Genomic DNA, 23278 nt, shown 5'->3' with positions numbered 1-23278 from the left:
AGATGAATCCCTGAGATCCCGGGGACGGGGACGAGAACGCGAAGGGGTGACGGACCGGACGGACACGACCTCGCACGGCAGTTGGCACTGCGCGGTCGATCCGCCTGGTATGTACGCCGACCCGCCCTCGAGGTCACCGGGCTGTCCGTGCACGAGCGGTTCGTGCGCGGGCAGTTGGCAGGTCTTCGGACTCACGGGCACGCCCTCCGGACGGAGGACACCTACTGGCCGTCGCTTCCCAGGCCCGGTACGTCGGGCCCAGTGCGTATGACGGCGGTCGTTCCCGCTCACCGCTGCGGGGCAGTCCCGGATTCCCACCGGGTTCCCTCTTACGACGCATCCCGCCTGGTTGACGGGGCGAACCAGCTGCACCGGCCAGCCTACGGGGCGCCGCGTCCGCGCGACGGGTCGCATCCAGCATTCGGATGGTGAGCTGGGACACCCGAGGCCATGAACGCCACGGGGCGGGAAGCGCCGCACTCGCGCTTCCCGCCCTTCCCCTGTGACGCCGCGCGGGACACTCACCCTCGCGGCGGTGCGGGCCCCTCAGCCCGCGTCGTACCAGGCCCTCAGCCCTGGTCGTAGGTGTGGAAGCCCCGGCCTGTCTTCCGGCCGAGCAGTCCCGCCTCCACCATCCGCTGGAGCAGCGGCGGCGGGGCGTACAGCGGCTCGCGGAACTCGTCGTAGAGCGACTCGGCGATCGAGGCGACGGTGTCCAGGCCGATCAGGTCGGCGAGCTTCAGCGGGCCCATGGGGTGGGCGCAGCCGAGCTCCATGCCGGTGTCGATGTCGGCGGCGGTGGCGAAGCCTGACTCCGCCATCCGGATCGCGGACAGCAGGTAGGGGACGAGCAGGGCGTTGACGACGAAGCCCGCCCGGTCCTGGGAGCGGATCACGGTCTTGCCGAGCACGCGGGTCGCGAAGTCCTCGACCGCGGCGGTTGCCGCGGCCGACGTGTGCAGGGAGGTCACGACCTCCACCAGCGGCAGCACTGGGACGGGGTTGAAGAAGTGGAGGCCCACGACCCGGTCCGCGCGGCCGGTCGCCATGCCGAGCCGCATGATCGGCAGGGAGGAGGTGTTGGTGGCCAGTACGGCCGCCGGATCCTCGACGATCTTGTCGAGGGCAGCGAGCACCTCGGTCTTGGCGTCCGGGTTCTCGACGACGGCTTCGACAACGAGTTGCCGGTCGGCGAGGTCGTCCAGGCTGCCGGTGAACACCGTGCGGGCGAGCGTGTCCCGCGCGGCGGTCTCCTCCAGCTTGCCGCGCCGTACCGCGCGGTCGAGCGATGCCGCCACGCGGTCCCGTGCGGCGCGGGCCGCGACCGCGTCCACCTCGCACACCACGGTGTCGAGCCCGGCCCGTGCGCACATCTCGGCGATGCCGGCTCCCATCTGCCCGCCGCCGACCACGCCGACACGCCGGATGGCCCCGCTCACGCCCCGGCCTCCGTCCGCCGCACGAGGTGGCGGGTGTAGGCGTCCGGGGTGAAGAACAGCGGCAACTCACCTGCCAGCGCGACCCGTTCGAACAGCGCCCGGACCTCGTCGACGGGCGCCCACGCGTACTCGGCACCGAGCGCGGCGAGTTCGTCGTCGAGCACCCGCACGACCGTCTCCCGGTCGATGACGCGGTGTCGCAGCCACTGCCAGATCTGCACCCGCGCGATCTCCGCTGTGGCCGCGTCCTCCATCAGGCCGTACAGCGCGACGGCCCCCTGCCCGCGCAGCCAGGCTGCGAAGTAGCGCACCACGACGGCGATGTTGGTGCGCACGCCCTCATCCGTGGGCGGGCCGCTGATCCGGCGCACCGACAACAGATCGGCGGCGGTCACCTCCACGTCGTCGCGCGTACGGTCGATCTGGTGCGGCCGGACACCGAGGACGGCGTCGAACACCTTCCGGCATACCGGCACGAGCCCGGGATGGGCGACCCAGGAGCCGTCGAAACCGTCCTCCGCCTCCCGCTCCTTGTCCAGCCGCACCTTGGCGAGCGCCGCCTCGTACGCGGCCGGGTCCTTGCCCGGCACCTGGGCGGCCATGCCGCCGATCGCGTGGGCGCCGCGCCGGTGGCAGGTGCGCACGAGCAGTTCGGTGTACGCCCGCATGAAGGGGGCGGTCATCGTGACCTTTGCCCGGTCGGGGAGGAGGAAGTCGGTGCGGTGGCCGAAGGTCTTGATCAGGCTGAACAGGTAGTCCCATCGGCCTGCGTTGAGGCCGGAGCTGTGCTCGTGCAGCTCGTAGAGGATCTCCTCCATCTCGAACGCGGCGGTGATCGTCTCGATGAGGACCGTGGCGCGGATGGTGCCGCGGGGTATGCCGAGCAGTTCCTGGGCGAGGACGAAGATGTCGTTCCACAGGCGGGCCTCGTAGCGGTTCTCCAGCTTCGGCAGGTAGAAGTACGGGCCGTGGCCCGCGTCGATCTGCCGCTGGGCGCAGTGGAAGAAGTACAGGCCGAAGTCCACCAGTGCAGCGGGCACGGGCCGGCCGTCGTATTCGAGGTGCTCCTCGTCGAGGTGCCAGCCGCGCGGGCGGACCACGATGGTGGCGAGCTGATCACCCAGCCGGTATTCCTTGCCCTCCGGCGTGGTGAAGTCGATCCGCCGTTCGATGGCGTCGAGCAGGGTGAGCTGCCCGTCGATGACGTTGTCCCAGAGGGGGGCGGTGGCGTCCTCGAAGTCGGCCATCCACACCTTGGCGCCGGAGTTGAGCGCGTTGACGGCCATACGACGGTCGGGTGGCCCGGTGATCTCCACGCGCCGGTCGGTCAGGCCGGGTGCGGGCGGTGCCACGCGCCAGGCCGGGTCGGCGCGGACGGCGGACGTCACCATGGGGAAGTCGAGCGGGGAGCCGGACGCGAGGCGCAGCGCCTGCCGGCGGCGCTCCTTGAGCAGCTCGAGCCTGCGGTCGCCGAACGCGGCGACGAGGCTGCCGACGAAGTCCAGGGCGGCGGGCGTGAGGATCTCGTCGTGACGGTCGCCGACGGGCGCGAGGACGCGGACACGACGGGTGGTCGGTGCACTGGTGGACATCGGGTACTCCTGAGGGGAGGAAGAGCAGAGGGGGAGGACGGGGACGGTCGCCCGCCCCCTCCGCTCGGGCAGGACACGGTCTGCGTCCTTCACGCGGCCGGCCGCCTTCACACGGCCGGCCGACGGAGCGCCTAGTGGAACTGCTCCTCCTCTGTGGAGCCGGTCAGCGCGGTGGTGGAGGAGGCGGGGTTGACGGCGGTGGAGACCAGGTCGAAGTAGCCGGTGCCGACCTCGCGCTGGTGCTTGACGGCGGTGAAGCCGTGGGCCTGGGCGGCGAACTCCTTCTCCTGGAGGTCGACGTAGGCGGTCATGCCGTGCTCGGCGTAGCCGCGGGCGAGGTCGAACATTCCGTGGTTGAGGGAGTGGAAGCCGGCCAGGGTGATGAACTGGAACTTGTAGCCCATGGCGCCCAGTTCGCGCTGGAACTTGGCGATCTGGTCGTCGTCCAGCGCGGCCTTCCAGTTGAAGGACGGCGAGCAGTTGTACGCCAGCATCTGGTCCGGGTACTGGGCGTGGATGGCCTCGGCGAACTCGCGGGCCTGCGCCAGGTCCGGGGTGCCGGTCTCGACCCAGATCAGGTCGGCGTACGGGGCGTAGGCGAGGCCGCGGGCGATCACCGGGGCCATGCCGTTGCGGACCCGGTAGAAGCCCTCCGCCGTGCGCTCGCCGGTCACGAACTCGGCGTCGCGCTCGTCGACGTCGCTGGTGAGGAGGTTGGCGGCGAGGGCGTCGGTCCGCGCGATGATCACGGTCGGCGTGTCGGCGATGTCGGCGGCCAGGCGGGCCGCGTTCAGGGTGCGGATGTGCTGCGAGGTCGGAACGAGGACCTTGCCGCCGAGGTGGCCGCACTTCTTCTCGGAGGCGAGCTGGTCCTCGTAGTGGATGCCGGCCGCGCCCGCCGCGATCATGCCCTTGGTCAGCTCGAACGCGTTCAGCGGGCCGCCGAAGCCGGCCTCGGCGTCGGCGACGATCGGCGCGAGCCAGTCCGTCGTGTCGCCCGCGTTCTCGGCGGTGGCGATCTGGTCGGCGCGCAGCAGCGCGTTGTTGATCCGGCGGACCACCTGCGGCACCGAGTTGGCCGGGTACAGGCTCTGGTCGGGGTAGGTGTGGCCGGCCTGGTTGGCGTCGGCGGCGACCTGCCAGCCGGACAGGTAGATGGCCTGCAGGCCCGCCTTGACCTGCTGCACCGCCTGGCCGCCGGTCAGCGCGCCCAGCGCGTGGACGTAGTCGAGCTCGTGCAGCTGGCGCCACAGCCGCTCGGCGCCACGCCGGGCCAGGGTGTGCTCCTCACGGACACTGCCGGACAGCCGAACCACGTCCTCGGCCGAATAGGTGCGCTCGATGCCCTGCCACCTCGGGCCGGTGGCCCAGCGCTGAGTCAGCTCCTCGGCCGCCTGAGTCCTCGCCTCTGCCATGACTGTCACCGTCTCCTCGGTCTGTACTGGCTGCCAATCTCTCTGTCCGGACGAACAGGAGTGGCACTGTGTGTCGCATAAGCTGGTGCGGCCCGCCGTGACGCCGTGGGGCGAAGCTGAGCAATGCTGCCGACACAGACCGCCACCGCTGCCGGGATCTCCGACGTCAGGGCATGGACCGTGCCCCGGCTCCGGGTGGTGCCTGCTGGCTCCGGCGGGCCGCACTGGAAACTCTGGCACTGGCACTGAGTGCCATCAACTGTGGAGCTCTGCCAACTTCTGCGAATCTTCGGATGCCCGTTTGCCAACTTTGCGAAGGGGGCGGAAGGTGCCCTCTGGCGTACGCTGCTCCCGTCCCGCACACGGAGGAGGAGCCCAGGGTGAGCAAGACCTACGCGGGCGCGCGGCTGCGGCGGCTGCGCGACGAACGCCGGATGAGCCAGGCGGACCTCGCCCGCGCTCTGGGAATCTCCCCGAGCTACCTGAATCAGATGGAGCACGACTCCCGTCCGCTGACCGTGCCCGTGCTGCTGCGGCTGACCGAGACCTTCGGCGTCGACCCGGGCTTCTTCTCCGAACGCGACACGACGCGACTGGTTGCCGACCTGCGCGAGGCGCTGGCCGGGGAACTCGCCGAGTCCCGGGTGTCCCCGTCCGACCTCGCCGAACTGGCCTCGCGGATGCCGGCGGTGGCGCACGTGCTGGTCCAGCTGGGCCGCCGCAACCAGGCGTTGTCCGAGCGACTCGCGGACGGCCGCGACACCGGCCACTCGGCGCCGCACTCACCCCACGAGGAGATCCGGGACTTCTTCTACCGCCACCAGAACTACCTGCACGACACCGACCAGGCCGCCGAGCGGCTGGCCGGGGAGATCGGCATCCGGCCCGGCGAGGTCCTCCAGGCGCTGACCTCGCGGCTCACCGACCGCCACGGTGTGCGCCTGGCCGCCGAGACGGGCGAGCACTTGCACCATTACGACGAATCCACCCGCACCCTGCACCTGTCCGCAAGACTCCGCCCCGGCCAGCGCGCCTTCCGCATGGCGACCCAACTGGCCCTGCTCGAACACGGCGGCGGACTCGACCACCAGGCCGCCGAGGACTTCGAGCCCGGCTCGCCGGCCCATGCCCTGGCCCGCATCGGCATCGCCAACTACTTCGCCGCCGCGCTGATCCTGCCGTACACCGCCTTCCACACGGCGGCCGAGGAGGTCCGCTACGACATCGAACGCCTCACCGACCGCTACGGCCTCGGATACGAGACCGTCTGCCACCGCCTGAGCACCCTCCAGCGGCCGCGCCTGCGAGGTGTGCCGTTCTCCTTCGTGCGTGTCGACCGTGCCGGGAACATGTCCAAGCGGCAGTCGGCGACCGGCTTCCATTTCTCCCGGGCGGGCGGCACCTGTCCGCTGTGGAACGTCTACGAGGCGTTCGCCGCCCCCGGCAGGATCCACGTCCAGGTCGCCGAAATGCCAGACGGGCAGCGGTACTTGTGGACGGCCCGAGCGGTCACCCGCCACCGCGGAGGCTGGGGCGAGCCCGGCAAGACGTATGCCATCGGACTGGGCTGCGAGATCCGCCACGCCCATCGCCTCGTCTACTCCGACGGCCTCGACCTCACCAACGGCTCCTCCGCCACCCCTATCGGCATGGGCTGCCGTGTCTGCGAGCGCCTGGACTGCCCCCAGCGCGCCGCACCACCGCTCGGCCGGTCGCTGCGCATCGACCAGAGCAGCAGCACGTTCGTGCCTTATCCGGTCGACAACGGTGGGCCAGGCTGACCGGACGGCCCGTCACTTCCCGGCGGCCGTCCCCAGAAAGCGGATGTGCGGCCGGTCGCCGGGCCCGGGGCGGGTAACTGTGGCGCGCACGCCGTAGACGTCGGCGATCAGGGACTCGGTGAGGGTGGCGGCCGGAGTGCCGGCGGCCGCCACCTGTCCCTTCCGGAGGACGACGACCTGGTCGCAGTACATGGCGGCCAGGTTCAGGTCGTGCAGGGCGACGAGGGTGGTGACGGGCAGCTCGGCGACGAGGCTCAGCAGGTCGAGCTGGTGCTGGATGTCCAGGTGGTTGGTCGGTTCGTCCAGCAGCAGTTCGCGTGGTTCCTGGGCGAGGGCGCGAGCGATCTGGACGCGCTGGCGTTCACCGCCGGAGAGCGTGCGCCAGGGCTGGTCCGAGCGGTCGGTGAGACCGGTGCGTTCCAGGGCGGTGCGTACGGCCTGCTCGTCCGCCGCTGTCGCAGGGGTCCAGGCGCGGCGGTGCGGGATGCGGCCGAGCCGTACGACGTCGAGGACGGTCAGCTCGACGAGGGTGTCGGCCTGTTGTTCGACGACGGCCATGCGTCGGGCGACGGCGCGGCGCCCCCAGTCGGGCAGGGGGCGTTCGTCGAGGGTGACGACGCCGGAGGCAGGGGCGAGGACGCCGGACAGCAGCCGCAGCAGCGTGGACTTCCCGGACCCGTTGGGGCCGAGCAGTCCGGTCACGGAGCCGGGCCGGGGGATGAGGCTGACGCCGTCGAGGATCAGCCGTCCGTCGGCGGTGCGGCTGACACGGTCGGCGGCGAGGGTGGACAACTCGGCCGGGGCCGCCTTCTGTTCGGCACCGGCGGTCATCGCGTCCTCCTCGTGCGGTACAGGACCAGGACGAACGCCGGGACGCCGACGAGTGAGGTCACCACGCCCACCGGCACTTCCTGGGGGTCGAGGACGGTACGGGCCAGGGTGTCGGCCCACACCAGGAACACCGCCCCGGCGAGCGCGGTGACCGGCAGCAGCCGACCGTGCCCCGGCCCGACGAGGGCACGCGCGGCGTGCGGCAGGACCAGGCCGACGAAGCCGATCGCGCCGGCCGCGCTGACCAGCGCAGCCGTCAGCAGTGCGGTCACGCACAGCAGCACCAGCCGGGTCCTGGCGACCGCGACCCCGAGGGTGGCCGCCGCGTCCTGGCCGAAGGCGAAGGCGTCCAGGGTGCGCGCGTACCCGAGACACACCACCAGGGCGAGTGCCAGGACGGCCAGGCAGAGCCACACCTCGGTCCAGCCGGCCCCGCTCAGCGACCCGAGCAGCCAGAACAGCACCCCCCGGGTGGTCTCCGCGTCGGCCGCCGTCATCACGACGAACGAAGTCAGAGCGGAGAACAACTGCATCGCGGCCACACCCGACAGCACCACCCGGTCCGTCGTCCCGCCGAGGGTGTGGCTGAGCAGCAGCACCAGCGCGAACGAGCCGAGCGCGCCTACGAACGCGCCCCCCGAAACGGACAGGACACCGCCCCCGGCACCGAGGACGACCACGACGACGGCGCCGGTCGACGCCCCGGAGGAGACCCCCAGAACGAACGGGTCGGCGAGCGGGTTGCGCAACAGCGACTGCATCACCGCCCCGCACACGGCGAGCCCGGCGCCGCACACCGTGGCGAGCAGGGTGCGCGGCAGCCGCAGGTTCCACACGATGCCGTCCCGGATCGGGGACAACTCCGTCGTGCCCCAGCCCAGATGGGAGGCGACCGCGGACCATACGTCACCGACCCCGATGTCCGCCGGGCCGATGGTGACGGCCACGGCTACGGACACGGCGAGCACGGCCAAGCCGATGGCGATACGCACCACACCGAAGGCCGCACGCAGCGGACGCGCTCCGGGCGGTCGCAGGACGGTCGTCATCCGGCGAGCCCGTACTCGCGCAGCGCCGCGGCGACCTTCTCCACGCCCTCGACGGTGCGGATCGTCGGGTTCATGGCCTGCCCGCTGAGCAGCACGTACCGCTTCTTCTTCACCGCGTCCATGTTCCGGGTCGCCGGGTTGGACTCCAGGAACGCGATCTTCTTCGCGGCGGTCTCCGCGGTCTGCGACTTGCGGGTGAGGTCTCCGATGGCCAGCACGTCGGGGTTGCGGTCGGCGACGGTCTCCCAGTTGATCTGGGGCCATTCCTGCGAGGTGTCGTCGAAGACGTTCTTCGCGCCCAGCGCGTTCGTGATGATGCCGGGGGCGCCGCAGCAGCCCGCCAGGTAGGGAGACTCCTGGTTGGCGAACCAGTACAGGATCGTGGTGTCCTCGGCGTCGATCCCGGAGGTGGCCTTCGCCACCCGGTCCTTCAGCTCCGTGACCAGCTTCTCGCCGCGCTCCTCCACCCGGAAGATCCGGGCCAGTTCACGCACCTCGCGATAGACGGTGTCCATCGCCAGCGGCTTCGTCCGTGAGCCGTCGCCGTCGCCGCTGTTGTCCTTGCCCTCGCAGTCGGCGGGCGAGAGATACGTCGGCACCCCGAGCTCCTCGAACTTCTCGCGGGGCGCCACCCCGCCCTTGCTCAGGGTGGAGGCGAAGGAGGAGGCGACGAAGTCCGGCTCGGCGCCCAGGACCTTCTCGAACGACGGGGCGTTGTCAGCGAGCCGGGGCACCTTCGCGTTGGCCTTCTCCAGCCCCTTCATGACCGGGTCGGTCCAGGTGGCGCTGCCCACCATCCGGTCGGCAAGGCCGAGGGAGAGCAGAATCTCGGTGGTGCCCTGGTTCAGGGACACGGCCCGCTTCGGCGGGGCCTTCACCATCACCTTCTGCCCGCAGTTGGCGAGCGTGACGGACCGGTCCCTGGCTTCGGCGGACTTCCCGGCCCCGTCGAACGACGAGCCCGAACCGCAGGCGGACAGCAGCAGCGCCCCGGTCAGGAGCAGGACGGAACAACGGGCGGAACGTGACAGCTGCACGGTGGCTTCCTCGGCGTCGGGGCCCATACGCGAGGCCCGTTACGGACGATCGGCTGCCAGCAGGTCTTCGGACTCGGGATCATCCCGGCGAGGCGCCTTCCCAGACCCGGCCGTGGCCGTCGTCCAGTGGCTGCCGCCCCGCCCGTCACCCTCACCGCTGCGCGTCAGTTCCGGACTCTCACCGGATTCCCTGACGCGTGCACACGGACGGCCGCGTGCACGCGTTCGACTGGCGTCCGGAAGTTACCATGACCTTACCTGTGCCACCGAAGTGCCTGCGGTGCTGTCGGTTGCCGCACATCGGACGCGAAGGCACGTTGTCCTGCTCACGCAGGGGCCGGGTTCCGTGCCGCCACCCCGGGCCCCCTCTCGCGGTGACCCTCGCCGACCAGACGGGCAACAATGTTGAGCTTCCGTGGGGCGGTCCTGAACCTGACAGGGAGCGGAAGAAGTTCGGTCCCTGTCAGTGGCAAGCGGCACCGAAGGACGGGTTCCATGTGCTGAGGCACACGTACGTGTCCCTCGTGCCGGAGGCAGGGGAGTCGGTCGTGACCCTCGCCAAGTGGCTGGGGCGCTCGTCGCCGACCATCACCCTCGACCACTACGCCCACTTCATGCCGGAGGCAGGGAAGAAGGGGCGCAGGGCGATCGATAGCCTGCTGGCGGAGCGGACGGAGGAGAGCTTTGGCCCAAACTCCCCGGATTCTCCCCAGGACCGATCCTCAGTGCCGATCGGTCCGGCCGATGTGCGCAAACAACGAGGTGAGAGGCCACCTATGTTCACGACCCGCCCCACCCTCCAGGGCACCTTCGGCATGGTGTCCTCCACCCACTGGCTGGCCTCGCAGTCGGCGATGGCGGTCCTGGAGGACGGCGGCAACGCCTACGACGCTGCCGTGGCGGGCGCCTTCGTGCTGCATGTCGTCGAGCCGCACCTGAACGGGCCCGCCGGTGAGGTGCCGATCCTGCTCGCTCCGGCGGGTGGCGAGGTGCGGGTGCTGTGCGGGCAGGGCGTGGCGCCGACCGGAGCGACGGTCGCGCACTACAGGGGACTCGGTTTGGATCTCGTACCCGGCACCGGGCCCCTTGCGGCGGCCGTCCCCGGTGCGTTCGACGCCTGGATGCTCCTGCTCCGCGACCACGGCACCAAGTCCCTCGCCGACGTCCTGAAGTACGCCATCGGATACGCGGAGCACGGGCACGCGCCCGTGGAGCGCGTCGGCGAGACCGTCGAGACCGTGCGCGAGCTGTTCGAGACCGAGTGGACCACGTCCGCGGAGGTCTATCTTCCGGGCGGCCGGGCGCCCCGGCCCGGCCGGCTGCTGCGCAATCCCGCGCTCGCCGCCACCTGGCAGCGGCTGCTCGACGAGGTCGCCGGGGCGGGGGACCGCGAGGGGCAGATCGAGGCGGCACGGCAGGTGTGGCGCACCGGTTTCATCGCCGAGGCGCTGGTACGGCAGGCACAGCGGCCCACCCTGGACACCAGCGGTAAGCACCACACCGGCACGCTCACGGCCGCCGACCTCGCCGGCTGGTCCGCGAGCTACGAGGCGCCGGTGACGTACGACTGGAACGGCTGGACCCTGTGCAAGGCCGGCCCCTGGAGCCAGGGCCCGGTCCTCCTGCAGCAGCTCGCACTGCTCCCGCCCGAACTGCCCCCGTACGGCTCCGCGGACTACGTCCACCTGCTGATCGAGGGCTGCAAACTCGCCATGGCCGACCGGGAGGCCTGGTACGGCGACGCGGCCGAGGTGCCGCTCGAGGAGCTGCTGTCGGGCGTCTACAACGCGGCACGGCGTGAGCTCGTCGGCGACAGGGCGTCGTACGAGCTGCGGCCGGGGAGCCCGGGAGGGCGCACCCCGCGGCTGTGCGCCCATGCGCGAGGGGCCGCCACCGGCGTCGCGGGCCTCGGCGCGCCGGGAGCCGGGGAGCCGACCGTCGTCAAGAGCCCGACGGCCCCCGTGCCGGGCGAACCCGACGTCGCCGCCGACGGCGGTACCCGCGGCGACACCTGCCATCTCGACATCGTCGACCGCTGGGGCAACATGGTCGCCGCCACGCCCAGCGGCGGCTGGTTGCAGTCCAACCCCGTCGTGCCCGAACTGGGCTTCCCGCTCGGCACCCGGTTGCAGATGACCTGGCTGGAGGAGGGCCTGCCGAACTCGCTCACGCCGGGGCGCAGGCCACGCACCACCCTGACGCCGTCCATCGCCCTGCGTGACGGGACGCCGGTCATGGCGTTCGGCACGCCCGGCGGCGACCAGCAGGACCAGTGGCAGCTCCACTTCTTCCTGGCGGTCGCCCTGCGCGCTCCGGTACGCGGCGGCCTCGATCTCCAGGGCGCGATCGACGCGCCGAACTGGCACAACGACAGCTTCCCCGGCTCCTTCTACCCGCGCGGGATGTACCCGGGCAGTGTCACCGTCGAGGCGCGGACGGACCCCGCTGTCGTGGCGGGGCTGCGGCGGCGCGGCCATGACGTCACGGTCGGTGACGACTGGTCCGAGGGTCGGCTGTGCGCGGTCGCCCGGGATCCGGAGAGCGGCATCCTGTCGGCGGCGGCCAATCCGCGGGGGATGCAGGGGTACGCGGTGGGCCGGTGATGTCCTGAATGTCCCTTGCCTGCCGTGGGGTGCGGCATCGGAAGTTCATGCCGATTCCACCCGTGGTGCACTGGCAGGGTGGGGATTGTCAGTGGCGCGTGCTCTCATGGAGGCATGATCGAAGACAACGAAACCATCGACGAGTTTCTCGCCCGCCACTCGGCCGACGTGGAGGAGGCGGTCCGTAAGGCCGCCGCGGCCGAGATCATGCCGCGTTTCCGTCAGCTGGCCGCCCACGAGGTCGACGAGAAGAGCGGCCCGCACGACCTGGTGACGGACGCCGACCGCCTGGCCGAGCAGTACCTCACCGTGGCGCTCGGCGCGCTCCTGCCCGGCTCCGTGGTCGTCGGCGAGGAGGCGGTGCACGCCAACCCCGCGTCGTACGAGGCGATACGGGGCGGCGCCCCGGTCTGGATCGTCGATCCCGTCGACGGCACCCGCCAGTTCGTACACGGCGACGACGGCTTCTGCACCCTGGTCGCGCTCGCGCAGAGCGGCGTCGTGCTCGCCTCGTGGACATACGCCCCCGCCCGCGACCAACTCGCCACGGCCGTACGGGGACAGGGCGCCTTCCTCGACGGCGAGCGGCTGTTCGCCGGCCCGCCCGCACCCGGACGGGACCTTAAGGTCGCCACGTCCCACCCGGACTACACGACGGACGAGCAGAAGCGCGCCCTGCTCGGCCTGTGGACGGACGGTGTCGCACCCCGCGACTGCGGTTCGGCAGGCCTGGAGTATCTCGCCGTCGCCCGCGGCGAGTTGGACGCCACGGCCTTCTCGTGGGAAGCGGCTTGGGATCACGCGGCAGGCCTGCTGCTGGTCGAGGAGGCGGGCGGCGCCCACCTGACCCGCACGGGTGAGCCGTTCCGCATCACGGGCGGCAACGCCCTGCCGTTCACCGCGGCCCGCGACGCGGCGACAGCACGCCGGGTGGCGGGGCTGCTGGCGTCGTCGGTCTGAGCCCGGAGCAGGCCCCGGGGCCACCCCGTCGCCGAGCACTGTCAGTACCCCGGCATATCCTGATCCTCAGTGGCCATCGGCTGACGAAGGGGTCCGAAGGTGCCGTCGATGCTCGATGCGGTCGTGGTGGGTGCGGGGCCGAACGGACTGACCGCTGCCGTGGAGCTGGCCCGCCGCGGCTTCTCCGTGGCCGTCTTCGAGGCCCGGGACACGATCGGCGGGGGAGCGCGCACCGCAGAGCTCACCCTGCCCGGCTTCCGCCACGACCCGTGCTCGGCGGCGCACCCGCTCGGCATCAACTCACCCGCGTTCCGCGCCCTGCCCCTGGACCGCTACGGCCTGGAATGGCTCCACCCCGAGCTACCCATGGCGCACCCCTTCACCGACGGCACCGCCGCGGTCCTGTCCCGGTCGGTCGGCGAGACGGCCGCCTCCTTCGGCCCGCGCGACGCGGGCGCGTACCGCAGGCTGGTGGCGCCCTTCCTGCCCCACTGGGACACCCTCGCCCGCGACTTCATGTCCCTGCCGCTCACCGCGCTGCCCCGCGACCCGGTGACCCTCGCCCGGTTCGGCCTGGTGGGGCTTCCTCCGTCCACCTGGCTGATGCGGCGCTTCCGCGACGAACGGGCCAAGACCCTCTTTGCCGGTCTCGTCGCCCATGTGATGGCCCCGCTCACCGGCCTCGCCACCGGCGCCATCGGCCTGGTCTTCGCGCTCGCCGCGCACGCCCGCGGCTGGCCCGTGGCCCGCGGCGGATCCCAGTCCATCTCGGACGCCCTCGCCGCATACCTGAAGGACCTCGGCGGCACGGTCCACACCGACTACGAGGTCAAGCGTCTCGACGACCTGCCGCCCGCCCGGGCGTACGTCTTCGACACCTCACCCACCGCCCTGGCCCGCATCGCGGGCTTCGGCCGCTACTACGAGGGCTACCGGTACGGCCCCGGCGTCTTCAAGGTCGACTACGCCCTGGACGGCCCGGTGCCGTGGACCGCCGAGGAGCCGCGCAGCGCCGGAACCGTGCAGATCGGCGCCGACACGGGGGAGATCGGCACCGCGCTGCGCGCCGCCTCGCGCGAGGGCCGCGCGCCCGACCGGCCGTTCCTCATCACCGTGCAGCCCAGCGTCGCCGACCCCACCCGCGCACCGGCGGGCCGGCACGTCTTCTGGGCGTACGGCCATGTCCCCAGCGGCTGGACCGGCGACCTCACCGACGCCATAGAACGCCAACTGGAGCGCTTCGCCCCGGGATTCCGCGACCGCGTCCTCGCCCGCGCCACCGCCGGCCCACCCGAACTCGCCGCCCACAACGCCAACTACGTCGGCGGCGACATCGCCTCCGGCGCGGTGTCCGGACTCCAGACGCTGCTGCGCCCCAGGCTGTCCCTGTTCCCGTACAGCACCCCGCATCCGGCCGTCTTCATCTGCTCCTCGGCCACCCCGCCGGGACCCGGCGTGCACGGCATGTCCGGGCACAACGCCGCGAAGGCCGTCTGGAAGAGACTGAGGCAGACATGACCACCATCAGGCTGGTCCAGGGCGACATCACCCGGGAGAGCGCCGACGCGATCGTCAACGCGGCCAACTCCTCGCTGCTCGGCGGCGGAGGAGTGGACGGCGCCATCCACCGGCGCGGCGGCCCGGCGATCCTCGAGGAGTGCCGCAGGCTCCGCGCCGCCGAATACGGCAAGGGCCTGCCCACCGGTCAGGCGGTCGCCACCACCGCGGGGGACCTGGACGCGCGCTGGGTGATCCACACGGTCGGTCCGGTCCACAGCACGAGCGAGGACCGCTCCGCCCTCCTCGCCTCCTGCTACCGCGAGTCCCTGCGCGTGGCCGACGAGTTGGGCGCCCGCACGGTCGCGTTCCCCGCCATCTCCACGGGCGTCTACCGCTGGCCGATGGAGGACGCGGCCCGCATCGCCGTCGAGACCGTCCGGGCCACCGGGACAGCGGTAGAGGAGGTCAGATTCGTCCTCTTCGACGACAGGGCCTACGAGGCGTTCGCCGCGCAGGCCGGCTGATCTCCGTACGCTGCTGAAGTGTGTGCTTGGCCTGAGTCCCCACCTGAGGCCGCTGTTGCATGTGACGCGGAAGGGGACAGCCGTGTCTGCCGTGTACGTCAAGAGGCGTCCGTCGGCTCGGCGCCAGGGCTTTCCGAGGGGCTGCGTGTCGGCCTGGCCCACTCGGCTCCGTAGAGGGCCAGGCCGGACCGGTGCCTCGCCAGTTCACGGACCACCGGATGGGCGAACCCCCAGCTCTCGATGATGTCCGCGAGCCATTCCTCGATCATCTGCTGCAGCTCGGCCACCCGATTCTGTTTCGCGAGCATGCTCAGGACGCAGGTGACCGTGAACAGAGTCTCCTGGTGTCTCCTGCCGAGCGACCGCTCACATTCCCGCAAGCCGCGTTCGGCGACCGCCAGCGCCAGATCGTCCTGTCCACGGAGGTCATGGACGAGGGCAAGCCGGTAGTGGGCCGAGACGACGATGGGATGGCCCGGTCCGATCTCCTTGCTTCCCAGGTCGATGGCCTTGCCGAACTCGAACTCCGCCTCGTCCAGACGTCCCTGGTTCCGGAGGAGGGTTGCCCGATGGACCAGTACCGCCAGATACCGCTGGGTGACTCGTCCGGGCTCCCCGGAGGCATGCTCGATCATGCGTTCCGCCTCCTCCAGGCTCATGCCGGAGGTGTCCAGTCCGGCCTGCTCCTCGAGTGCCGCGGTGAGCGACTGGCGGACGTCCACAGTGTCGGGATCCGTGACGCCGAGGAACATGTTGCACTCAGGGACACATGCCTCCCAGATCTCCACCGCTTCGGCGAGGCGCCCTGCCTTCTGCAGGACTACGGCGAGGTTGTGGCGTGCCATGAGGGCTTTCCGGTCCCTCGGCCCCGAGACCGCCGTGTGGTGCTCGATGAGCTGCCGGACGAGGGAGACCGCGCGGTCGAACTCCTGCAGACGCATGTACATGGCTCCCAGGTTCTGCCGGGTCGTCCACACCTGGGGGTGGTCCTCGCCGTACAGGGCGGAGACCCCGGCGATCACCTTCTCCGCCTGCCGGACGGCCCTGCGGACGTGACCGTTCTGGTTGAGGACGGAGGCCAGAATGCACCGGGTGCGCCATGTCCTCAGGTCCTCGGCACCCATGTGGATCTCGCAGGTGCGCACGACGCGCTCGGCCAGAGGCAGCGCCGGCTCGCTGATCTCCTGGTGGAGCAGCAGAACGACGACCCTGTTCATCAGCATGGCGCCGTCCACGACGTCGTCCTCAGGATGTGTCAGCCCTGCCCAGTGGACCAGGTGAGGAAGCAGGTTCAGACAGCGTGCCACTTCGCCGGGAGATCCCTCGTCACCGAGGTAACGGCTCATCGCCAGAACGGCTTCGTCCCTGCCCCCTTCTCCGAAGGCCGAGCGAACCGACTCCCCGGTCCGTGTCTCCATCACGAAACCGCCGCCCGGATGCGGTGACACGAGGCGGGCCCGGACGAGTTCAGCGACCACGCCGTCCGAGGCATCGGGAAGCAGGGCCAGGGTCAAGTCCTCCGGCACGTGCTCAGGAGCCAGCCAGGCGGCCCGGCCCAGCAGTTCGCGTGCGGGTACGGAGAGGCTGTCGAAACCGGTCATGCGTCAGGCCCCCAGGTGGACGAAGGAGGCCCACTTGGTGGGCGCAGCACTGTACTGGCGGCGGAGTGATGACACGGCGTCGTGCAGGGCCAGGGCGGCGAGATCCGTCTGCGGCGGATGGGCGGCCGAACCGGTGAGCCGGTCGTAGAACCTGTCGGAGACGGCTGTGGCGACGTCGTCACCCACAGGCCACATCGCACCGACGACATGCCGGAATCCTGCCTGCTGGAAAGCCGCCGTGACATGCAGGGCCTCGTCCGCCAGCGCGGGAGTGATCTGGAACGTGCTGCACGCCGACAGCACGGCGAGCTGGCGCTCGGCAAGGCGCATCCCGGCGAGGTCGGCCAGAGTCAGTGGCGACTCCTCGTGGTCCACGAGAAGGAGCCGGCTCCGCCCGGGTGAGTGGACGTCGCTCTCGGCATGGCAGGCCAGGTGGACGATCGAGTGGGACTGAAGGGCCTTGAGCACGTTGTCCTTCGTCGCGTCGGCCTTCTCCAGGAGCGTCGACCGCGGGACGAACCGGCGTACAGCCGCCACCTCGCGTTCGACTCCTCGCAACGGCTCGGCAGAGGGCACCTCGGGCTGTGCCACGATCAACGCCCGCTCGCCGTGGGCCGGATCCGGGACACTCCGCGCAAAGTGCAGGGAGCGCAGACTGGTGGTGTAGGAGGAGATCACCCGGTCGAGGACACCGTCCCCCTGGGCCGATTGGGCCGCGTGCCAGGGGAAGTGGCCCAGGAAGCCGACCGGGCACCACCACATGCGGGGCCAGGCGCCCCGGGGTGTGGAGGCGAATCCGAGGGCCTCGACGATGGGGCGGGCCGCCACTTGCCAGAGCCAGGCGAGAGTGTCACGTACCTCCCCCTGTGCCCGCAGGCGCACCCGGCTGGGAAACCTGTCCTCGGTGGCGTACTCGCGGGCGGTCAGAAAGGTGAGGACACGGTCGTGGGCCGTTCTGGCGCCGAGTTCAGGAAGCGGGAGGACTCGGACCGGTTCGGTGCGATCGCCGGTGAGCAGAAAGGCATACCCGCCTTCAGAGGTCGACACCACCTCGACGACCGGCCCCCCGGTTGCCAAGAGGGTCGGATCGGCGGAGTCTTCCCGGGGGAGGAGTCCCTTGAGGCGGTTCCATTCCTCCATCAGCTTCGCCCGCTCACGGAGGATCTCGCGGTTCAATTCTCGCCGTTCGTCCTGCCGGCCCGGTGCGGCGCGGTCCTTGGCGTCCAGGGCACGCAGCCGGTCCGACAACACTTCGATCTCTGCCTTGAAGCCGGCGTGTTCCGGACCGAGACGGAAGCTGGTGCCGAGGTCCTGGAACAGGAGGTTTCGGCTCCTCTCCAGCAACTCGAGGGTTCGTCCGGGCTGGTTGGCGCCGAGCCCGGTCAGCACGATCTCCTCGGTCAGTGCGGCGAACGTACGGACCACGTGGGCCCGGTCGTCCCACAGGACACCTGACGTCACGTTGAGATGGAGGAGATCGACTGCTTTGGCGATCTGGTCCAGCGACTTGCGGTCAGTGTGATCGGACATCTGCAATTGGGCGATGGCAGCCTGCATGCGTACCCATGGACGTATCTCGGTCGAGTCCACGACGCGGTCCAGGCCGGCGAAGGCCGCTCGGCGGTGTTCGACGCTGTTCTCCATCCGTGCCAGCGAGCCGAGAGCACGCGCGCGTTCCAACTCGGCGGTTTGAGCGATCCCTTTGACCACTACTTCCTCGTCGGCGGCGAGGATTTCATCTGCGAGGGCGACGACGGCGCGCAGTGCCTCGGGGTCGTTCGTCGCCACACCCAGGAGCCGCTTGGCGTGCATCAGCTCGTGGCGGGCGAATTGGCCCTCGCTTCCGACGCCGGGTTCGGCGAGAGAGAGCGCCTGCTCGGCCGCCGCTACGGCCTGGTGGAGATTTTCCAGCGTCTCCGGTTCTTCCAGGACGTGGAGATCGGTGAGCATGCCAGCAAGCCCGCAGAGCAAGGTGACTCTGAGCCTGCTGGGCAGGTCACGGACCTCGCTCGCCTCTTGCTGGAAGGCCAGAGCCTTGTGCAGACGCGACCTGTCAGCCATACGTGCCGCATAACGGTGCAGAATGCCGGCATGGTTGGCGAGCGCCGTCGCTCGCTGCACGTCGTCCGCGCCGTCCATGCTGTCCAGAGCGAGTTGCCCCTGATGGACGGCTTCCCGCTGTGTTTCGGAGTCCCCCGTCACCTCGTAGAGGACACCGTTGGCAGAGGCCAAGGCATGCCTGAAGATGAATGCCTGTGAGGGCTCCACACGTTCGGTGATGTCGAGACCGGTCTGAGCCAGAGCGATGGCTTCGCGAGCCTCGGTGGCGGAATGGGTCAGCTGGGCGTGCTGGTGAAGGGCGGTTGCCGCGGCGAGGGCCGCCTCTCGCCGGGAGTCGTCGTCCACGGCCACGGCGAGCAGTCTGCGCGCCAGAGCCACCATGGAGGCCAGGGCGCGTGGATCGTGCCTGTTCTGGTTCGCCACGCTCTTCAGTGACCACATCGCCTGCAGGACCGGGCCGTCGGCGAACGTCTCCTCGCCCGGTTCGGGGAGGGCCGACCGGCAGAACTCGGAAACCGTGCCCGTGTACCGGGGGTCCGCCAACAGCCGGTGCAGCAGGGCCTTGAGATTGTCGAAGGCCATCATGTGCAGTTCCGATGAGGAATGCGCGAGCTGCCAGAACGTACGGAGTGCCTCCCCGTACAGCTGCTCGTCCTCGGTGAGGCGCGCGCACTCGGCGAGTGCACTGCCCAGGTTCACCTGGTCGGGGCTGTCGGCGTCGGGGAGCCGGACGACTTCCCGGCAGCGTTCGACGGCCGTACGCGCCGCATCGGCGTCGTCCAGCTGGTCGGCCAGTACGATCGCCTCTCTGCCGTGGTTGCGCAGGAAGAGCGGGCGCTGAGGATCGTTCTCGGTCAGCAGGTCCAGAGCTGTGCCGCAGACCTCGAATGCCTCGGCCGCCACCTTCACGTCCTGCGTCGCCGATCGCAACAGGCATAACCGGGTGCCCAGCATGGGGATGAGATCGGAGTAAAGCGGGTGATCCGGTGTCGCCGACAGCCGGGTGAGGCGAAAAAGGTCGGCGACAAGGGTGAGGTGGGGGACCTCCATCGACTCCGGGTCACTGCGCAGGACCTCAAAGCCCAAGTCCCACCACACCAACGGGTCGGTGGTGAACCCGGTACCGCTGGAGAACAGGTCGTGCGGGTCCATACCCAGTTTGCGGTACATGTCGTTGAAAGGCGCTGGCAGTTCGTCCGGGCTCAATACATGCACCGCGGCGAACAACTGGCCTGCCGCGGCGGAATCCCGGACGCTGGTGCGGCTTCCCCGTCCCTGCCTCAGGGCGCGATGGAAGAAGAGCATGCCGCAGGCCTTCAGAGCGGGAAGGTCGATTCCGGGGGCGCGGTAGCGAGCCAGCAGTGCCGCCGCGTCCGCCAGTCCTTCACGGGACAGGACCGTCTCGGCGGCGGCTCCGGCCTCCGCCATCCTGACTCGCCTCTGGATGCGTGCGAGGAGGACTTGCCGCATCATGACCCCCGTTGTTTCCGTAGTGATGCCGCTCGAGGCTTCTGTCGGTAACCTCGGCTCGGTGACCGATCACGTATCGCCCCTCGAAGACGATCCGATGTCGGCGGAACTCGCCGAGCGTGTGGAACGATTGTGCCGGGAAAACGGCCGAAATGGCGATCTCGCGGACATGTTCGAAGAGGCCGGCGCCGGGGAACTGCTGGACACCTTCATCGCATTGATCACTCAGGAGAGTGCCGATCCGGCTGGGCTCTCTGCAACGCTGGACGCCATCGACAAGGCGCTCGCCTCGATCGGTCTCCATGGGCTCACCCGGCCGAACCGTTCGTGGAGTCCGCTGCCGGGAGTGCGTAACCCGGCCCCCGAAGTCTTCTGCTACGTCTGCCCCTTGAAGCGGTGTGACCGGGTGGAGTCCGAAGACGCGCGGTGCTCGCTCGCCGAACGGCCGCTGGAACGCGTGCGGTTGGCCTGATGAACACCTTCCTGCAGGAACTGTCCAAGAAGGCCGCGGAACGCTGGGCGGCAGTCCTCCTCGGGCCGGGCCTGCTGTTCGTGGCGTGTGTGCTCGTGGGGCGGCATCAGGGGTTCACCCGCGCGCTCGACCTCGCCCATCTCCGTGCCTACGTCAGGTCCGTGAGTACGGACAAGGCGTACCAGGAGCCCGCCGGACTCGTCATGGCCGCCTCGGTCGTGCTCCTCGGTGCGGCCGTCGCCGGCTTGGTGGCGTCTTCCGCGGGCGGCCTGGTCGAGCGACTCTGGCTTCCCGCCGGGCCCGACTGGTATGTGAACCTGCTCGTCCGGTGGCGGGAGTGGCGATGGAGCCGGAAGGAACAGGCGTACCGCACGGTCGAAGCGGAAGCGCGACAGGAATTGGTGCGCAACCGGCGCCGCGGCATCGACACCCACTCCCGGTCCACCGAACTCCGGCGCCTGCTGTCCAGAAGGAACGCCTATTCGGAACGTTTGCCGGATCAGCCCACCTGGATGGCGCAGCGCATGGCGGGCGCCACGGCCAGGGTGGAGAAGCGGTACCGGATGGACCTGGCCGAGATCTGGCCCCACATCTGGTCCGTCGCCGATGGCCAGGTGCGAGACGACATCCAGGGCGTCCGGGACACTCTCACCGGGGCCGGCCGGACGGCCGCGTGGGGTGGTGGACTACTGGGGGTCGCCGCCGTCACCTTCTGGTGGCCGGCGGCCGCGCTCGGAGTGGTCCTACTGGTGACCGGGCACCGGCGGGGCCGGGTGGCGATCGACACCCTGGTGCCGCTGATCGAAAGTGCGGTGGACCTGTATCTCCGAGAGGCTGCCAGGCGTATGGGCGTGCCGTGCCCTTACACGTTCTCGCCCGCCGTGGCCGACCGTGTCACCCGCGTCCTCCGGGTTCAGGCGTCCGACACCTGAGATCCGTTCCGACGGATCCCATGGCGGGCGGCAGTAGCACTGGCTGCATGACCTGATGGGTAAATGCTTCAGACCGGGTCCTGTGTTCTCCGAGCAGGAGGACCGCCCGGCCCTGCTCGTCTCCTGCTATCGCGAGTCCCTGCGCGTGGCCGACGAGTTGGGCGCCCGCACCGTCGCGTTCCCGGCCGTCTCTGCCGGCATCTACGGGTGGCCGATGGACGACGCCGCCCGTATCGCCGTACAGACCGTGCGGGAGACGGAGACGGCCGTCGAGGAAGTCACCTTCGTCCTCTTCGGCGAGCGGGCGTACGAGGCGTTCGCCCAGGCAGATCCGCTGATCGACAGCCCGGTCATGATCTCAGTGGTTGAGATTTCACCTACCCGCGTGAGGTTGGGTAAGGCTTGCCTTATATGCTGACGCGGCCCTCGGCGCCGCGCCTGTGCGCCGGGGCGTGACCGTCCTTCCCGCACGACAGGAACACCCATGCGCACGACCTTCCGTGGCCTCTTCGCGGCGCTTGCTCTCCCTCCGTTGCTGGCCGGCTGCTTCGTGTCGGGCGAGGGCGGAGCCGCTTCGGATGCCGGAGCGGGATCGGCCGGTCGGTTGAAGGTCGCCCTCGCGGTGCCGCCGGTGCAGGCCCTGTCCCCGTACAGCAACGACGCCACCGTGCTGAGCAAGCTCTCCGTGGCCGAAGGCCTCACGGCGCTGGACGAGGACGGAGCCGCCGCGCCCGCGCTCGCGAAGTCCTGGACGCAGGCCAACAGCACCACCTGGACGTTCGAGCTGCGCAAGGCCACCTTCCAGGACGGCACCGGCGTCACCGCCGAGTCCGTCGTCAACGCGCTGGACCACGCAGGCGCAGCCGAGACCAAGCCCCGCGTCCTCAGTGACGTGACGCTGACCGCCAGGGCCGAGGACGCCGACACCGTCACCATCAGCACCAAGGCTGCCGACCCCGTGCTCCCGCTGCGGCTAGCCAGCCCCGCGCTGGGCATCCTCTCCCCGAAGGCATACGCGAAGGACGGCACCGTCAGCCCGGTCGGCACCGGTACCGGCCCCTTCGAGATCACGAAGCTCACCGGAAAGACCAAGGCCACGCTCGACCGCTTCGACGGGTACTGGGGCGGCAAGGCCGAGGCATCCGGCATCGACGTGACCTGGATCGCCGACGGTACCGCCCGCGCCAACGCCCTACGGAGCGGCGATGTCGACATCGCCGAGTGGATACCCACCGCCCAGGCGGAGCTGCTGGACGAGGACACCCGCCACGAAGTGCCCTCCGTACGGACCGACAGTCTCGTGCTCAACACCGGCAGCGGCATCTTCACCGACGGGACGCTGCGCGCGGCCGCCCGCGAGGCCGTGGACGGGTCGGCCCTCGTCGACTCCGTCTTCGGCGGGTACGCCGACCCCGCGCAGGGCCTGTTCGGGCCCGCCGTCTCCTGGGCGGCCGACAACCGCGTCGAGGTGACCGGCCGCACCGAGGCCGCGACCACCGCCCAGGTCAAGGCGAAGACCAAGGGCAAGACCCTGCGCCTCGCCACCTACACCAACCGTGCGGAACTGCCCGAGGCCGCGACCGTCCTCCAACAGCAGCTGGAGAAGGCCGGGTTCACCGTGAAACAGGACGTACGCGAGTACACGCAGATGGAGGCCGACCTCCTCGCCGGGAAGTACGACGCGCTCGTCTTCTCCCGGGTGACACTGCTCGACACCGGTGACGCGGTCGCGTACCTCGCGAGCGACTACACCTCCGACGGCGTCTACAACATCGCGGGCCTGAAGGACGCGCCGGTCGACCAGGCCATCGAGGCCGCCGCCGAGGAGGACGACACGGCGCAGCGGCAGCAGAAGATCATGAAGGCCGAGGCGGAGATCCTGCGCACCGATGCCGTTGTGCCGCTGGTCCACGAGAAGGTCGTGCAGGGCATCGGCAGCGATGTCGAGGGCGTGCTCCTCGACCCCCGCGAGCGCTCGCTGGTCGACATCGACACCCGCGTGAAGTAGCAG

At 70.3% G+C, this 23278-nt stretch carries 16 protein-coding genes, 1 pseudogene and 2 riboswitches; of the genes and pseudogenes, 9 read left to right on the top strand and 8 right to left on the bottom strand.

What is annotated here, in order from left to right:
• Positions 1–158: 158 nt before the first annotated feature.
• Positions 159–382, bottom strand: a riboswitch (cobalamin riboswitch).
• 187 nt (positions 383–569) lie between these two features.
• From StrepF001_RS24425 to aceA, 3 genes are all read right to left on the bottom strand, one after another.
• Positions 570–1439, bottom strand: a complete 870-nt coding sequence (locus StrepF001_RS24425) for a 3-hydroxybutyryl-CoA dehydrogenase (protein ID WP_129800348.1) — start codon at positions 1437–1439, stop codon at positions 570–572.
• Positions 1436–3031 carry a malate synthase A gene (gene aceB, locus StrepF001_RS24420; protein WP_129800347.1) on the bottom strand — a complete coding sequence of 532 codons (1596 nt, stop codon included), beginning with the start codon at positions 3029–3031 and terminating at the stop codon, positions 1436–1438. Before aceB ends, StrepF001_RS24425 begins: the two co-directional genes overlap by 4 nt.
• A 131-nt stretch (positions 3032–3162) precedes the next feature.
• On the bottom strand, positions 3163–4446 hold the full coding sequence (aceA, locus tag StrepF001_RS24415) for an isocitrate lyase (protein WP_129800346.1): 1284 nt from the start codon (positions 4444–4446) through the stop codon (positions 3163–3165).
• A gap of 380 nt (positions 4447–4826) precedes the next feature.
• Between aceA and StrepF001_RS24410 the strand changes: the two genes are divergently transcribed.
• Positions 4827–6227 carry a short-chain fatty acyl-CoA regulator family protein gene (locus StrepF001_RS24410; protein WP_129800345.1) on the top strand — a complete coding sequence of 467 codons (1401 nt, stop codon included), beginning with the start codon at positions 4827–4829 and terminating at the stop codon, positions 6225–6227.
• Positions 6228–6239: 12 nt separating this feature from the next.
• Here StrepF001_RS24410 and StrepF001_RS24405 read toward each other — a convergent pair whose 3' ends face one another.
• From StrepF001_RS24405 to StrepF001_RS24395, 3 genes are read right to left on the bottom strand one after another with little or no spacing between them, the layout of a single operon-like run.
• Positions 6240–7058, bottom strand: a complete 819-nt coding sequence (locus StrepF001_RS24405; RefSeq protein ID WP_129800344.1) for an ABC transporter ATP-binding protein — start codon at positions 7056–7058, stop codon at positions 6240–6242.
• A complete protein-coding gene (locus tag StrepF001_RS24400; protein ID WP_129800343.1) occupies positions 7055–8107 on the bottom strand; it encodes an iron chelate uptake ABC transporter family permease subunit in 1053 nt (350 codons plus the stop codon). The genes StrepF001_RS24405 and StrepF001_RS24400 overlap by 4 nt, the downstream gene beginning before the upstream one ends.
• A complete protein-coding gene (locus tag StrepF001_RS24395; protein WP_129800342.1) occupies positions 8104–9171 on the bottom strand; it encodes an ABC transporter substrate-binding protein in 1068 nt (355 codons plus the stop codon). The genes StrepF001_RS24400 and StrepF001_RS24395 overlap by 4 nt, the downstream gene beginning before the upstream one ends.
• A 13-nt stretch (positions 9172–9184) precedes the next feature.
• A riboswitch (cobalamin riboswitch) is annotated at positions 9185–9393 on the bottom strand.
• 527 nt (positions 9394–9920) lie between these two features.
• On the opposite strand from StrepF001_RS24395, the gene StrepF001_RS24390 reads away from it, so the two are divergent.
• From StrepF001_RS24390 to StrepF001_RS24375, 4 genes are all read left to right on the top strand, one after another.
• A complete protein-coding gene (locus tag StrepF001_RS24390) occupies positions 9921–11747 on the top strand; it encodes a gamma-glutamyltransferase (protein WP_129800399.1) in 1827 nt (608 codons plus the stop codon).
• Positions 11748–11861: 114 nt separating this feature from the next.
• Positions 11862–12707, top strand: coding sequence for an inositol monophosphatase family protein (locus StrepF001_RS24385; RefSeq protein ID WP_129800341.1), 846 nt, complete (start codon positions 11862–11864; stop codon positions 12705–12707).
• A 108-nt stretch (positions 12708–12815) separates the two neighbouring features.
• Positions 12816–14225, top strand: coding sequence for an NAD(P)/FAD-dependent oxidoreductase (locus StrepF001_RS24380; protein ID WP_129800340.1), 1410 nt, complete (start codon positions 12816–12818; stop codon positions 14223–14225).
• Positions 14222–14731, top strand: a complete 510-nt coding sequence (locus StrepF001_RS24375; protein ID WP_129800339.1) for an O-acetyl-ADP-ribose deacetylase — start codon at positions 14222–14224, stop codon at positions 14729–14731. Before StrepF001_RS24380 ends, StrepF001_RS24375 begins: the two co-directional genes overlap by 4 nt.
• A 98-nt stretch (positions 14732–14829) precedes the next feature.
• Here StrepF001_RS24375 and StrepF001_RS24370 read toward each other — a convergent pair whose 3' ends face one another.
• Together StrepF001_RS24370 and StrepF001_RS24365 are read right to left on the bottom strand one after the other, a co-directional pair.
• On the bottom strand, positions 14830–16332 hold the full coding sequence (locus tag StrepF001_RS24370) for a tetratricopeptide repeat protein (protein ID WP_129800338.1): 1503 nt from the start codon (positions 16330–16332) through the stop codon (positions 14830–14832).
• 3 nt (positions 16333–16335) lie between these two features.
• A complete protein-coding gene (locus StrepF001_RS24365) occupies positions 16336–19821 on the bottom strand; it encodes a CHAT domain-containing protein (RefSeq protein ID WP_165396352.1) in 3486 nt (1161 codons plus the stop codon).
• 43 nt (positions 19822–19864) lie between these two features.
• On the opposite strand from StrepF001_RS24365, the gene StrepF001_RS24360 reads away from it, so the two are divergent.
• The 4 genes and pseudogenes from StrepF001_RS24360 (at position 19865) to StrepF001_RS24345 (ending at position 23275) form a co-directional block, all read left to right on the top strand.
• Positions 19865–20335, top strand: a complete 471-nt coding sequence (locus tag StrepF001_RS24360; RefSeq protein ID WP_129800336.1) for a hypothetical protein — start codon at positions 19865–19867, stop codon at positions 20333–20335.
• A complete protein-coding gene (locus StrepF001_RS24355) occupies positions 20335–21267 on the top strand; it encodes a hypothetical protein (RefSeq protein WP_129800335.1) in 933 nt (310 codons plus the stop codon). Before StrepF001_RS24360 ends, StrepF001_RS24355 begins: the two co-directional genes overlap by 1 nt.
• A gap of 76 nt (positions 21268–21343) precedes the next feature.
• Positions 21344–21589 (top strand): annotated as a pseudogene (locus StrepF001_RS24350) (macro domain-containing protein); the annotation flags it as partial.
• Between the two features lie 162 nt (positions 21590–21751).
• On the top strand, positions 21752–23275 hold the full coding sequence (locus tag StrepF001_RS24345) for an ABC transporter substrate-binding protein (RefSeq protein ID WP_129800334.1): 1524 nt from the start codon (positions 21752–21754) through the stop codon (positions 23273–23275).
• Positions 23276–23278 lie beyond the last annotated feature (3 nt).

Origin of the sequence: Streptomyces sp. F001, assembly GCF_004187715.1 — a bacterium.
In the GTDB taxonomy this organism is placed as follows: domain Bacteria; phylum Actinomycetota; class Actinomycetes; order Streptomycetales; family Streptomycetaceae; genus Streptomyces; species Streptomyces flavusporus.
The sequence above is the reverse complement of the archived record's forward strand: the minus strand, read 5'-3'. Positions and strand labels throughout refer to the sequence as shown.